The organism is Desertivirga brevis, assembly GCF_017355835.1.
This window is the reverse complement of sequence record NZ_JAFEWF010000001.1, coordinates 1,191,517-1,204,930: the sequence shown is the minus strand read 5'-3', so window position 1 is coordinate 1,204,930 and position 13,414 is coordinate 1,191,517. Positions and strand designations below refer to the sequence as shown.

The 13,414-nt window shown below is 40.4% G+C and carries 12 protein-coding genes; 10 read left to right on the top strand and 2 right to left on the bottom strand.

Features of this window, described 5'->3' with window-relative positions; genetic code table 11:
- Positions 1-46: 46 nt before the first annotated feature.
- Together J4N25_RS05325 and J4N25_RS05320 are read left to right on the top strand one after the other, a co-directional pair.
- A complete protein-coding gene (locus J4N25_RS05325; protein ID WP_207421104.1) occupies positions 47-1,879 on the top strand; it encodes a mechanosensitive ion channel family protein in 1,833 nt (610 codons plus the stop codon).
- Positions 1,880-2,012: 133 nt separating this feature from the next.
- A complete protein-coding gene (locus J4N25_RS05320) occupies positions 2,013-2,597 on the top strand; it encodes an outer membrane beta-barrel protein (RefSeq protein WP_207421103.1) in 585 nt (194 codons plus the stop codon).
- A 61-nt stretch (positions 2,598-2,658) separates the two neighbouring features.
- Here J4N25_RS05320 and J4N25_RS05315 read toward each other — a convergent pair whose 3' ends face one another.
- Entirely contained in the window at positions 2,659-3,729 is a 1,071-nt protein-coding gene (locus J4N25_RS05315) for a helix-turn-helix transcriptional regulator (RefSeq protein WP_207421102.1), read from the bottom strand.
- Positions 3,730-3,828: 99 nt separating this feature from the next.
- On the opposite strand from J4N25_RS05315, the gene J4N25_RS05310 reads away from it, so the two are divergent.
- Both J4N25_RS05310 and J4N25_RS05305 read left to right on the top strand, forming a co-directional pair.
- Positions 3,829-5,352: a TROVE domain-containing protein gene (locus tag J4N25_RS05310; protein ID WP_207421101.1), complete on the top strand. Its 1,524-nt coding sequence runs from the start codon at positions 3,829-3,831 to the stop codon at positions 5,350-5,352.
- A gap of 9 nt (positions 5,353-5,361) precedes the next feature.
- The gene (locus J4N25_RS05305) at positions 5,362-5,589 is read left to right on the top strand and encodes a hypothetical protein (protein ID WP_207421100.1); all 228 of its coding nucleotides are present in this window, start codon (positions 5,362-5,364) and stop codon (positions 5,587-5,589) included.
- A 1,016-nt stretch (positions 5,590-6,605) separates the two neighbouring features.
- On the opposite strand, the gene J4N25_RS05300 is transcribed toward J4N25_RS05305, so the two are convergent.
- On the bottom strand, positions 6,606-9,023 hold the full coding sequence (locus tag J4N25_RS05300; RefSeq protein WP_207421099.1) for a TonB-dependent receptor: 2,418 nt from the start codon (positions 9,021-9,023) through the stop codon (positions 6,606-6,608).
- Between the two features lie 181 nt (positions 9,024-9,204).
- Here J4N25_RS05300 and J4N25_RS05295 point away from each other — a divergent pair, with 181 nt between their 5' ends.
- The 6 genes from J4N25_RS05295 (at position 9,205) to J4N25_RS05270 (ending at position 13,414) form a co-directional block, all read left to right on the top strand.
- On the top strand, positions 9,205-9,711 hold the full coding sequence (locus tag J4N25_RS05295) for a GbsR/MarR family transcriptional regulator (RefSeq protein WP_207421098.1): 507 nt from the start codon (positions 9,205-9,207) through the stop codon (positions 9,709-9,711).
- A 72-nt stretch (positions 9,712-9,783) separates the two neighbouring features.
- Positions 9,784-10,599, top strand: coding sequence for a DCC1-like thiol-disulfide oxidoreductase family protein (locus J4N25_RS05290; protein ID WP_207421097.1), 816 nt, complete (start codon positions 9,784-9,786; stop codon positions 10,597-10,599).
- A gap of 8 nt (positions 10,600-10,607) precedes the next feature.
- Positions 10,608-11,534 (top strand): TIGR01777 family oxidoreductase, encoded by a 927-nt coding sequence (locus J4N25_RS05285; protein WP_207421096.1) that lies wholly within the window; start codon positions 10,608-10,610, stop codon positions 11,532-11,534.
- 16 nt (positions 11,535-11,550) lie between these two features.
- A complete protein-coding gene (locus tag J4N25_RS05280) occupies positions 11,551-11,991 on the top strand; it encodes an SRPBCC family protein (RefSeq protein WP_242695780.1) in 441 nt (146 codons plus the stop codon).
- 11 nt (positions 11,992-12,002) lie between these two features.
- Positions 12,003-12,491, top strand: coding sequence for a hypothetical protein (locus tag J4N25_RS05275; protein WP_207421094.1), 489 nt, complete (start codon positions 12,003-12,005; stop codon positions 12,489-12,491).
- A gap of 11 nt (positions 12,492-12,502) precedes the next feature.
- Positions 12,503-13,414: an SRPBCC family protein gene (locus tag J4N25_RS05270; RefSeq protein WP_207421093.1), complete on the top strand. Its 912-nt coding sequence runs from the start codon at positions 12,503-12,505 to the stop codon at positions 13,412-13,414.

Sequence of the window (13,414 nt, the reverse complement as noted above, 5' to 3'; positions counted from 1 at the left end):
ACAAAAAACCGACAAACCATTGTTAATTGAAATGGTTCAATGGGCAATGAGTTTCTATACATTAAACTTCACTCTGTTGAAGAACTTCCTGGATAGAGGGGTTTTTCTATACGTTTTGTTTTGTTTTTTGTGGTTAGTTCCGTTAACGCAAGCGGCTGCCCAGGTTGAATTACTACCGAAGGATAGCAGTGCGTCGAGTGCGGGCAAAGAACCTGTGTATTTACCCGACTCACTAGGTCGACGTACGCCTCGAGGAGCGGTGGAAGGCTTTATTTCCGCTGTAGCATCAGAGAATTATGCGAGGGCGGGTATGTACCTTCGTCTGGATCCTGCCCTGAAGAAGAAACAAAGTAAGGAAGAATTGGCACGTTCCCTGCAACAATTGCTTGATAGTAAGGGGCATATCATACCCTACTCCATGCTTAGTGATAAACCAACAGGAGCTTTGAATGATAATCTTGGGCCTAATCTGGAAAAAATCGGTACAGCTTCTACTAATAATGAAGAGTTCGATCTGCTTCTCGAAAGCACGCTTGATGGGGACGGAGCACCAGTATGGCTGTTTTCTTCCGAGACAATTCAGCGGATTCCGCTGCTAGTTGCTGAAGCACCGATAGCACCTTTAATAGACCGTGTTTCTCCTGCTGTTTTTGAACGAACAAAATGGGGAGGTATTCCTGTTGCCCACTGGCTCGGAGCGTTTGTACTTCTGGTGATTGTTTACATTTTGGCATGGGGGATCACTCATTTCATACTGTTTCTAATTCCCTTCTTTTATAAAAACGCGAAAGTTGATCCGACCGCTAGTATCCTTAAAGCCTTCGCGCTTCCTATTCGATTATATATTACCATTTGGCTGTTTTCTTTCGCTATGCAAGAAGCAGGAATCTCGATTATCCTCCGCCAAAGTGCTAGTAATTTAATGATCATTGTTGCCATCGTTGCAGTGATGCTTCTGCTTTGGCAACTGCTGGTTGTAACAACGGAGTTCTTTGAAAAGCGATTGATAAATCATCGAAATCAGGCAGGTGTTTCAGCAATACTATTTTTACGTAGAACGGCCAAAGTTGGCTTAGTAGTTCTAGGCGTAATTTTAATATTGGATACATTAGGTTTTGATGTAACTACCGGCTTGGCGGCTCTTGGTATCGGTGGTATCGCCCTTGCCTTAGGTGCTCAAAAAACGGTGGAGAACTTTGTGGGAAGTGTAACGCTTATTGCAGATCAGCCAATAAGGGTGGGTGATTATTGTAAGGTTGGCGAAATTGCTGGTACGGTGGAACAAATCGGAATGCGTTCAACCCGCATTCGCACAATTAATCGCACAATAGTAACCATTCCTAATGGTGATTTCTCTTCTGAAAAAATTGAGACTTTTGCTACCAGGGATCGATTTCTGTACAATCCAAATTTTAGACTGCGCTTTGAAACTACTCCTGAGCAAATTCGATATTTGCTGGTAGAGCTGCGAACGATTCTATACGCTCATCCCAAAGTAGATCCTTCACCTGCAAGGATAAGATTTACGGAAATTGGCACCGAGGCTTTTAAATTAGAAGTATTTGCCTACGTAAAAACCCTTGATTTTGACGAGTTTCTTGAAATTCAGGAGGACCTACTTTTACGTATGATGGATGTAGTCAACGCTAGTGGAACAAGCCTGGCTGTTCCCACACAGCGGATACTTGTTAATCGGGAACCAGAACTATCTGAAGAAAAAAAGATAAAAGCTGAAGCTACAGTTCAGAATTGGCGTGCTAAAGGCGAGATACAGATCCCTAAATTCGACCCTGATCGGATTGAGGAATTAAAAGATACTCTTGACTATCCTCCCGAAGGTTCTGCACAGGGGAAGGGTAAACAGACTTATATTGAGTGATAGAGCTAGTGGATATATAAGTAGTAAATTGAGCGGGTGTTATACAATTGCAAGTAGCTATTGTTTTATATTTTGAATTTTTTTTGTCTATGTTGGTTATTTGTTTACCTTCGCATGACTTAAATTATACTAATTGAAAACTCTTATCATGATGGCGGCTTTTGCACTAGGTGCAACTGCTGTTAAAGCTCAATCAGAAACCTTTAAACCGTTCAGAGTTGGATTTGATTTCGGATACGCTGTTCCTTCTGGCGAAGGAGCAAAAGGAGGTGTAGCCCTGTCCCTTGAACCTAAATACGCAATCAGCGACAAATTAGCCTTAGGTTTACGTATGGAAGCAGCTGTTACAGTAAGAGGTAATATCGATGACGAAGGTTTTGCTTCCGACGGAGAAGCTAAAGCATCAGGCTCTTATTTATTAACTACTGACTATTACTTTAACACTAACAGTTTCAGGCCATTTGTTGGAATTGGTGCCGGTATTCACACATTGGCTTCAGCTTCCTTTGATAATACGGACCTGACTTCAGATGACGATGTTGAAGCTTTAGAGGCAATTGAAGGTGGTACTAAATTAGGTGTTACGCCGCGTATTGGTTTCGACTATGGTCACTTCCGTATGGCAGTAGATTACAATTTAGTTGGAAAAACAGGAGAGGTTAAAAACAATTATTTAAACTTAAAAATAGGATTCTTTCTAGGGGGAGGCAGACGATAATAAAATTTTTACTTATTTAAACAAGAAAGGCCGTTCAAAACGGCCTTTCTTGTTTAAATATTTATTCTCCTAACGTCTCCTTGGCATCCTCATAGATCTTTTCCGGGCTTTCATTGGTTACCGAATAACATTCCAAGGTCTTTGCAAGATTTTCTTTAATACGATTTACCAGATTCCTCGGACCTAGTACTTTTATTTTGCATCCAAATCCTAAAAGTTCACGTTCAAGCTCGTAGTTGAGAATAACACGGATTCTGAAGATCTTTCCCTCAGCGGTTTCTGTCAGTAGTTTTTGTGTTGCGTGTAGTGGTTTGGTTATTATATAAGGTGCGTTTTCGTGATCTATTCTAAACACAACTTCACAATCTTTCTGCCCTGGATGTTTCGTCACTCCAATAACATCTGAATAATAAGAACTCAAGTCTATATTTTCATTTTCTCTGAATGGCTCATCATGTGCGTTTTCTGCACTGATTATCCTATCAAGGGCAAGTGTTAAAATAGGGGAGCTTTTCTTATGAGCAAGACATAAGACGAACCATCGGTTACGATATTCTTTTAGCAAGTAGGGACTGATACAAAAAGTGCTTTCATCTCTCGCGCGGAAAGAGCGATATGTAAAACACAGCGCTGTTTTTGAAATTATTGCTTTGCGTATTATTTCGATAAACTCGAGTCCCTTCAAGTTATCATTCTTCTCAAAATCAATTACCGAAGAAGCAGAGCTTTTCTGAACATAGATCTTATCTTCCAATTTGCTCACCATCTCATTGACGTCTGAAAAGTGACTGAACCCTTTAAATTGTTTCAATAGGTCCGCTACTTCCGTAAGTACCTGCAGATCCTGGTTCGTAAGCGGGATATTGGTGATACTGTAATTTTTGTCTGAGTAGGTGTAATACTTTTTATCCACCACTACAATCGGAGCCTCGTATCCTAATTTATTGCTTCGCATCATCTCAATGTCCGCTTGTACTGTACGCCGGCTTACCCCTTTGTCTATCCCTTGCAACTCGTACAGTGCATCAGAGCAGGCTTCGATAAGGTCCTCCAGGCTCCATTTTTTGTATTTGTGTCGAAGACAATTGTCTATAGTGCGATAACGGATAAGGGCATTGCGATTAACAGGCATGGTAAAAATTTTCAGAAAATTATTAAAAAATTTTTTGCTGCGCAAAAACACTGCGCAGAAGTCTTTCAACTTTGAGGCATAATAATAGAAGGAGGTTTTATGATCTTTAACATACTCAATAGGAAAAGAAAGGCGCCAGTGGTTAGAAACCATGAGGGTGAAAAGGCTTACGCCGTTACACCTCAAATGGAACTTTATACATTAATAGTTACCTGGTCTTTAAATGATTCGTTCTATGAGAAAAATGAAGAAAGACTATTTCGTTTAAGAGATCTGATTGCTAAAAACGATCCTCTCTTCGTTGCAAAGCTTGCTATTTATGCCCGACACAAGATGTATATGCGATCCGTGCCTCTTTTACTGGTAACCGAGTTAACTAAAATTCATTCCGGAGATAATCTGATTTCCCGATTAGTTCCAAGAGTGGTGTCCAGGGCTGACGAAATAACAGAATTGCTTGCTTGCTATCAAGTGATAAACCTCCGGATTGGGACCAAAAAGTTGAACCGTTTGTCCAAGCAGTTACAAAAGGGTTTATCTGCGGCGTTCAATAGCTTTGACGAGTATCAGTTCGCAAAATATAATCGCAGAACAGCAGTAACTCTTCGAGATGCATTATTTCTGGTCCATCCTAAGGCTAAAGATGAGACACAACAATCTATTTTTAATAAAATAGCGGAAGAAACTCTGAATACCCCTTATACATGGGAAACAGAATTGTCGGCACTCGGTCAGCAGGCTTTTGAAACCGAAGCTGTGAAAATAGAAGCTTTTAAGGCGAAGTGGGAAGAGTTGATAGAGAGTGGCAAATTGGGATATATGGCCTTGCTGCGTAACTTGAGAAATGTATTGGAGGCTGGTGTTTCATATAATTATATTCTTAAAGCCTGTGAAGTCTTATCATCAGACAACCAAGTTACGAATGCAAAGCAGTTTCCGTTTCGATATTTATCGGCCTATAGAGAGTTGATGTTTACACAGACAGGGTATACAGGAGAGGTATTGGGTGCTTTAGAGAAGGCTGTACAAGCGAGTGCTATGAACATAAAGGGATTCGGAGCCGAAACCAGAGTGCTGTTAGGTTGTGATGTTTCTGGATCTATGCAAACACCTGTTTCTGCAAGGTCGAAAGTTATGTTGTATGATGTGGGCTTGATGCTGGCAATGCTACTTCAGAATCGATGCAAGAATGTTGTAACCGGAATGTTTGGTGATACCTGGAAGGTTATTCCTGTGCCAAAAAATAACATCCTAGGCAACGTACAAGAGTTCTATAGAAGGGAAGGGGAAGTGGGATATTCAACGAACGGTTATCTCGTAATCCAGGACATTTTAGACAGAAAGGTAAGGATGGATAAGATTATGTTGTTCACCGACTGCCAGCTATGGAATAGTTACGGTAGTGTCCATATCGAGAACTTGTGGAAACGGTACAAGGCAGAGGTTGCGCCTGAGGCTAAACTATACCTGTTCGATTTAAAGGGCTATGGAACCACACCTATAAAATTGGAGAAGAACTCTGTTTACATGATATCGGGTTGGAGTGATAAAGTCTTTGAGGTGTTGGATGCCTTGGATAAAGGAGGTTCTGCAGTGCTCGAAATCGAGAAAATGGAACTATAAAAGAATAGGATGCCGTTGAAACTGGGGTACTTCGCTCAAAATGAAACTCCACCCCGTTCAGTTATCGCTCCTTTGAAAGAAGGTGTCGTTCATAAGTGTTACTTCGTTCAGGGACGACAGGGTCGCCGGTTCGAGTCCGGCCTCGAAAGGGTAGCTCAGTTGGTAGAGCATGTAAATGCACTTATGGTTCATTACCCTTCTTTTTATGAATTTTTAGAACATTTGAAAGTGCCGTAAAACGACAGATACTTCGCTGTTCACGAAGGTTTAAAAAACCTGTCTGTTGTTGATTGTTGCCTTTCAAATTGAAGGTGTCGTTAATAAATGTTACTTCGAATTCCAAAACCAGGATACCGGTTCGATTCCGGTTTCCGTAATACGGAATAGTTTAATGGTAAAACATGGAGAAACCAAACATTTATTACTTGTTACCCTTCATTATTTTAATGTTCACCTAAACCTAATCGCAATTGTTTTTTAAATAGATGCCGTTCGCATAAGATACTTCGCTGGTAAATAGGTGTTTTTTCGCAGGTACCAGCAATATCAGATTCTGGCACGCAAGAATGTTAACATGTAGCATCTAACAAGTATCTCCTTACCTTCTAATGAAAGAAGCTGGGCTACATTAAATTCGCTTAATTTTTTAAGACTGGAAGCACTTATAAAGACTTATTTCTTAACTAGCAGTTAAGTAGTGCAAGGCCGGCACCGCCCGCGCAATTATCGCGGAATTTACCGCAGTATGTCCGGGTTATTTCCGTGTTAAATCCCTGTTATAAGCTGGTAATAACAATACACGGTAATTACTCTTTCAGAAATATTTTCTTTATGGTTAATTAGTGAACTAGTCTTATCCTTGAGAATCAATGTTCTTAATGCTTTTAACTATAGGTTCACCTGCTCTGCTAACTTTTATTGCAAATACTAATTAAACTATAGTTTTTTGTATTATTTCTGAACAGCCTGATAGAATAAACAACGTGGTCATTCGTATTTTTAGTTTATTGATAGTTATCCGGGCGAGGTTAAGGACGGGCAGATATAAAGTTTAGATGGTCGAAGGTAGTTTGAGAAGTAGGATCAAGAACTTCTAACAAGGTGTAGAAAGCGGAACTTTACAACTTTCGATTAGCCCGCAGTGGAAGTTGCACAGCGACTTCTTCTAGGTTTAAAGGTACATAGAAAATGAAAAAGCCCGGATAACCGGGCTCAGAAATTTAAAGAGAACTGAAATAAGTAACAATTCCTATTTAGAATTTATAGGACATAGAAGCAAGTAGGCTTCGTGGTTGCTGGCGTTCAACAGTTGTCCACCCTTTATAATATACTTCACCTGACAGGTTATCGACTTTCAAACTCCATCTGTAAGACTTAGTCGTATAAAAAGCTGTTGCGTTTAAAACCGTATAAGCCGGAAGAGTAAAAGTCCCTGTAGCAACAGTATTTGTCACCATATTTTTGCTGGCATAGTTGCCACCGAAACCAATTCCGAAGTTCTTGATCTTTCCGCTTGTAAAGGTATAATTGACCCAACCATTCACTAGGTTTTCCGGGCCCGCAGTTACTGGTCTTCTTCCAAGAACAGATGCATCAGATTTTGTCATCTTGCTTTCGTTATGGCTAAATCCAGCAAAAATATCCATCCCTTTCATAGGGTTGGCTACAATATCCAGCTCAAATCCTTTGCTTTTTTGGGTACCATCCTGAACAGTATAATTCTGAGGAGTACCATCTATCGTGATTGTTTCTGATCTTGTAAGGTTAGAAACAGAAATGTCGTAGTAGCTAGCTGTGACACTCAGACGATTCCGAAAAACATCAAGCTTTACGCCACCTTCTATCTGATTTGCCTGTTGTGGTTTTAAATTGCCAGAAATTCCAGCTGGTTGTACTACCGGCGCAACATTTCTGAAGCCATTCATATAATTACCGAATACAGAGACTTGATCTTTGACGACCTGGTACACCAATCCGAATTTCGGAGAAACTGCTGTTTGCGCGTATTTACTATTTAGAGCAAGAGTGTCAGTAGATTGATTATATGTACCGCGATTATCAAAGCGGTCTACACGAAGACTAGCCATTGCCATGAGTTTGTCTGTGATGTTTAAAACGTCAGAGGCATAAGCACTGTAAACATTATTTACAGAGCTGTTTCTAGCGTAAGCACCTGTACTTGCATTAATCTTGGATTCCACGGATATCCTATTGATCTTAGTATAATTTGCGTCTTTATTATTGCTTGTGCTTACTGCATCGAACGTGATGTAAGGAGAATTGTTATTGTTGTTTTCTAATCTTAATACATCTACTCCTGCAACGATCCGGTTTCTAAGTCCAGCTATTTTAAAGTCTCCTATAAGGTTCTCCTGGATGTCGGTAGAGGTGCTTATTGAATTCTGACGGCTAACCATCCTCGACAATACGTCATCTGTAGTTCCAAGGAACATCACGTACTGATAAAACCCGTCAGATTTTCTGTAGCTTCTTGAAAGGTTTGTCTGTAATGTCCAGGCGCTGGATAGCTTATAATTAGCTTGAGCAAAAAGGTTATTAGCAGGGGTTTGAATCGTCAGGTCATTACTAGTGAAAGACCTGTTAAAGTTAAGGTTCAGATCCGCCGGAGTACGTGCAATCAAAGATCTAGACCGGTTTAAGAATACCGATAAAGGATTAGTTCCCTCATAGTTGTAAAACTGCAGGTCAAGATTAAGCTTAAACCTTTCATTAACGTTATATTCAAAACTTGGTGCAATGAAAAGAGATTTCCTGAAACCTGCATCCTGAAAGCTATTTTGATAATGATATGCCCCATTAAGTCTTGCTATCAATCTTTTATCTTTAGAAACAGGGGTGTTTACATCTGCGGTAATCCTATTTAATCCAAAACTGCCTGTGGTATAAGCTAATGCACCGGTTAGGGAATCTACCGGTCTTTTAGTAACAATGTTTATTAATCCCCCAAAGCTGGTCAGCGCACCTCCAAACAGTGTTCCAGAGGGTCCTTTGATTACTTCAATCTTTTCGATATTTGCAGGGTCAAGGTCTCCATTAGTTAATCCTGCAATTCCGTTAACAAGATTAGGCTGTACCGAAAATCCTCTTAAGCTGTAATATCCTGCACCGTCTCCAGCTCTTCCTGTTGAGCTCCATAGTTTATCTAGTCCGGGAGAATTTTTAAGAGCGTCGTTGAAGTTAGTAACCACCTGTAATTCCAGTAGCTCTTTCGGAATACTCACATACACCTGAGGATTTTCAAGATTTTGAAGGGGCATGCGAGCTACGGTCTCACTCTTCTTTGCGTTGAGAGAATTGGTTTTCCTTGAATTGATTTCAACAGCTTTAAGCTGGACTTCACTTAATGATACCGTGAAATTAAGTTCTTTAATTTCTCCTGCTTGCACAATAACTTGCTGTTCCTGTGCATTAAGTTCCATCGAACTTATCCTAACCGCATATGTTCCAGGTTGGAGACCGCTTAACCTATATTTACCGGCAGCATCTGTAACCGTATTTTTTGATTTACCCTTAAGTGTTACCCAAACGTGTTCAATTGGTTGGTTATCCGGAGTTTTCACAGTTCCGCTTATTGCAGCAGTCTTTTGAGCAAATAAATTGCTAAGATTTAAAAGAGCGAGAAAAGATAATAATAGTATACGAAAGATCATGTTATTTGGATTAAATCTAAACTGCCGCAAAGAAATAATCTTTTTGTGATAGAATCAAGCTTTGTTTAGATTTATTCTAATTAACAACGGGAGTAATACATTCGGTTGCTATTATCTTTACCTCGTTTATTAAACTTTCAATAAATTTTGAAAGTTTAATATGTTTATTTATGTTTGTTTCATGGAACTGGCAGAAGCAAAACAAAAGTTTATTGAGGCATGGGGTAAGTTGGGATCGGAGTGGGGGATAAATCGTACAATGGCTCAGGTTCACGCTTTGCTTTTAATATCTCCTGAGGCTCTAACAACTGAGGAAATTATGGAGGCTTTAAGTATCTCGAGAGGTAACGCTAACATGACGCTAAGAGACCTGATAGGTTGGGGCCTTGTTGAGAAACAGCACAAAGCGGGGGAAAGGAAGGAGTATTTCTTTGCTGACAAAGATACCTGGAACATTGCACGCCAGGTTGCAAAGGAACGTAAGAAAAGAGAGTTAGATCCTGTATTAAAAGTATTGGATGAATTATCAACAGTTAAAGGGGATGCAAATGATGCGGATTACAGAACCTTTAATAAATCAGTTACAGATATTAATAAGTTGGCTAAGAATGTAGATAAAACATTGGATACTATGCTTAAAGCCGAGGAGAACTGGTTTTGGGGATCAATTTTCAAAATATTCAAATAGAATATTTTTTTAGCCCATATTTTCAAGTTTTTCTGAAAGTTCAATAATAAAAGAAGCTAAAACGATGTGTTTATGAAAACGCTAAAAAATCATCTCATCCTTTTCGATGCAGAGTGCCCGATGTGCAGAGTTTATACTAAGGCATTTGTAAAAGGAGGATTGTTAGATCCGGAGGGAAGGGCTGCTTATCAGGAACTTCCGCAAGAAGCTTGTCCGATGGTCGACCGCCAAAGGGCAGCAAATGAGATAGCTCTTGTGAACCAGGAAACCGGCGAAGTAACCTACGGAATCCAAAGTCTTTTCAAAGTATTTGCGGCTTCTTTCCCTGTTTTGAAACCCTTATTCCTTTTTCAGCCATTTATTTGGCTAATGAGTAAGGTTTATGCCTTTATTGCCTTCAACCGCAGGGTTATCGTACCTCCGTCAAACGTAGTTCGTGAACATGAGCTACAACCATCATTCAGGCTGGAGTATAGGATTGCCTATCTGTTATTCACATGGGCAGTAACTGCTGGTATTCTCTCAGCTTATGCTCCCTTATTGCAGGGATTAATCCCGACAGGCAGCAGGTTTAGGGAGTACTTGATATGTGGAGGTCAAATAGTTTTTCAGGGAGTTATTGTTGGTTTTATTAATAGGAGCAAGCGCTGGGATTACCTGGGCAACATGATGACCATCTCCTTCGCGGGGGCCCTTCTACTATTACCCGTTCTATTGTTGCATCAGTGGTTTAGCTTTTCTTCCACTTATTACGCCGGTTGGTTTCTGATTGTAGCCGGACTAATGTTTCTCGAGCATATCCGGAGAACAAAACTGCTGCAGATTGGCTGGCTCCTAACCATTACCTGGGTCTTATACAGACTCCTGATTCTCTTACTTATCCTTTAATCAAATATATGAGGTACGGAAAAATAATTCTGGCCGGAGGTAATGGTTACCTCGGCGGAGTGCTAGCGCATTATTATCAAAGTCGAGCTGACGAGGTAATCATTTTAAGTCGCACTCAGAAGTCAGACTCTGGAAATATAAAAATATTGGTTTGGGACGGGAGAACGGAAGGGGAATGGATGAACTGCCTTGAAAATGCCGATGTGCTAGTAAACCTTTGCGGGAAGAATGTTAATTGCAGATATACGTCTGAAAATAAAGCAGAAATTATTAGCTCGAGAGTGGTACCAACATCGCTTTTAGGGAAGGCAGTTGCAGGAATGGAAAATCCCCCAGCACTTTGGATCAATGTCACTTCAGCCACTATTTACCGGCATGCGGAAGATTGTCTGCAAGACGAAGAAAGCGGGGAGATTGGTTCTGGATTTTCAGTAGAGGTTTGCCGGGAATGGGAAGATACCTTTTTCTCTATCAATACTCCATCTACCCGTAAAATAGCTTTGCGCATGGGTATCGTGTTGGGGCAACAGGATGGGGTGTTCCCGAGACTTTTAAATATGGTGAAACTCGGTATGGGTGGTAAACAGGGAGATGGCCAGCAATACGTTTCCTGGATCCATGAACTGGATGTGGCCAGAAGTATCGACTGGGTTGTTAATCATAAGGATTTAGAGGGAACGATCAACTGTACTGCTCCCCACCCTTTGAAGAACAAGGATTTGATGAAATTGCTCCGAAAGGCATATGATGTGCCATTTGGCTTACCTACCCCAACCTGGTTGCTTGAAGTGGGGGCAAGGCTTATCGGGACGGAAACAGAGTTGATACTGAAAAGCCGTTGGGTATTACCAAAGCGATTGCTTGATAGCGGATTCAGTTTCACTTTTCCTGATGCGGCTTCTGCCGTACGTGATATCATAACTAGAAAAAATTAATATGCCTCGATTTATCTTGACAACTAGAATTACAGCTCCCATAGAACACTGCTTTAATCTAGCCCGAAGCATTGATCTTCATTTGGAAACCATGGAGCATACAGGTGAAAAAGCCATTGCAGGAATTACAAGTGGTCTTATAGGATTAGGAGAAACGGTCACCTGGAAAGCAAGACACTTCGGGGTCTTAATGACACTTACAAGTGAGATAACAGAATGTAGTTTTCCTGTGCTCTTTTCCGACGAGATGGTCCAGGGGCCATTTAAAAGTATGAAGCACTACCATGTTTTTGAGCAGAAGGAGGGGTTCACAATGATGACCGACGAGTTTTTTTACGAAGCACCTCTCGGCTTACTAGGCCGCTTAGCAGACTATCTCTTTCTTGAAAAATACATGCTAAGGCTCATCATGCATAGAAATAGCATTATTAAGCAAAAAGCAGAATCAACAACCTAAAGCATAATAATATGAATACAACCGTGACACAATTGAGAAAGAAGATCAGGATCTGGATTATTTTTTTCATCACAGCTTTGATTTTAAGCGGAATTACCGCTTTCCCTATCGAAAGTCAACTAGCCGTTCTGATAGACTGCAAAAGCATTTTTCCTTTAACCCTGCAGCAATGGCTTGGCACAATTTATCAGGCAGTTAAAGCTACTAATGATAATTACCCCTACCTGGCTTATGGAACTGATTGGCTTGCCTTTGCCCATATCGTGATAGCTACTGCTTTTATAGGTCCTCTTCGCGACCCTGTCAGAAATATTTGGGTGATACAGTTTGGAATGATAGCCTGTCTAATGGTTATTCCTCTGGCTTTCATTGCAGGAGCTATTCGCAGTATTCCGCTGTTCTGGCAACTTATTGACTGCTCTTTCGGAGTCCTGGGCATCATACCTCTCTATATCTGCTACATATATATCAAGCAGCTGGAAGGAATCAATTTACCCTAATCTAAGAAAATATGAACAATAGGAATTACAAACCCGAAGAAATTAAAGGCCTGGTCTATTCAAATCTCTTTGCCTTTTCTGTAATAGGAATGACAAGATTATTGTCATTGCATCCGGGTGTTTTTATCTATGCTGAATTTGTTATCATTCCGTTTGTGATGGGCATAATATGTTCCTGGTTTTGGAGAAGCCTGGAATTGAAAGGTGCCAGGATTACGGCTCTTTCTGTATTAAACTGCACTCTGGCTATTCTTTTAAGTGCTATTTTCTTGGGAGAAGGAGTGATTTGCCTCATTATTGTTTCTCCTTTGATCTTTGGCTTTGTTATTACCGGTACCTTCGTTGGAAGGGCGATGTTTAAAAAGGATAACAGGAATTTAAATATAAGTGTCCTTTCTTTATTGCTTTTCCTATTTGTTGCAGATTCTCTTTCTAAGCATCATCATGAGAGAGAGGTTTCTGATGTAGTTGTTATAAATGCCCCAGTAAAAGAGGTTTGGAAGCATGTAGTTTCCTTCGAAAGGATAGAAGAGAAAAATAAATTTTGGTTATTCAAAGTAGGAATGCCAAGTCCGGTAGCCGCGACGGTAGATGGTTATTACGAAGGTGCCGGACGAAAGTGTGTCTTCAGCAACGGTTATATTTTCGATGAGAAAATTGTGCAATACAAGCCAGGTGAAAACTTGACATTCGATATTGTAAAGCAACCGAGAGACCCTGAGATCATGGGACATATAGATATTTCGCGGGGACAGTTTATACTGAAAGATAATGGTAATGGGACCACCACGCTGACAGGTAATAGCTGGTATCGCTTGTACGTGTTCCCGCTTTGGTATTACGATATATGGGCGGAAAGCATTACAAGGAATGTCCATTTACGTGTAATGGATCATATTAAATCATTAAGCGAGAAAAGATAA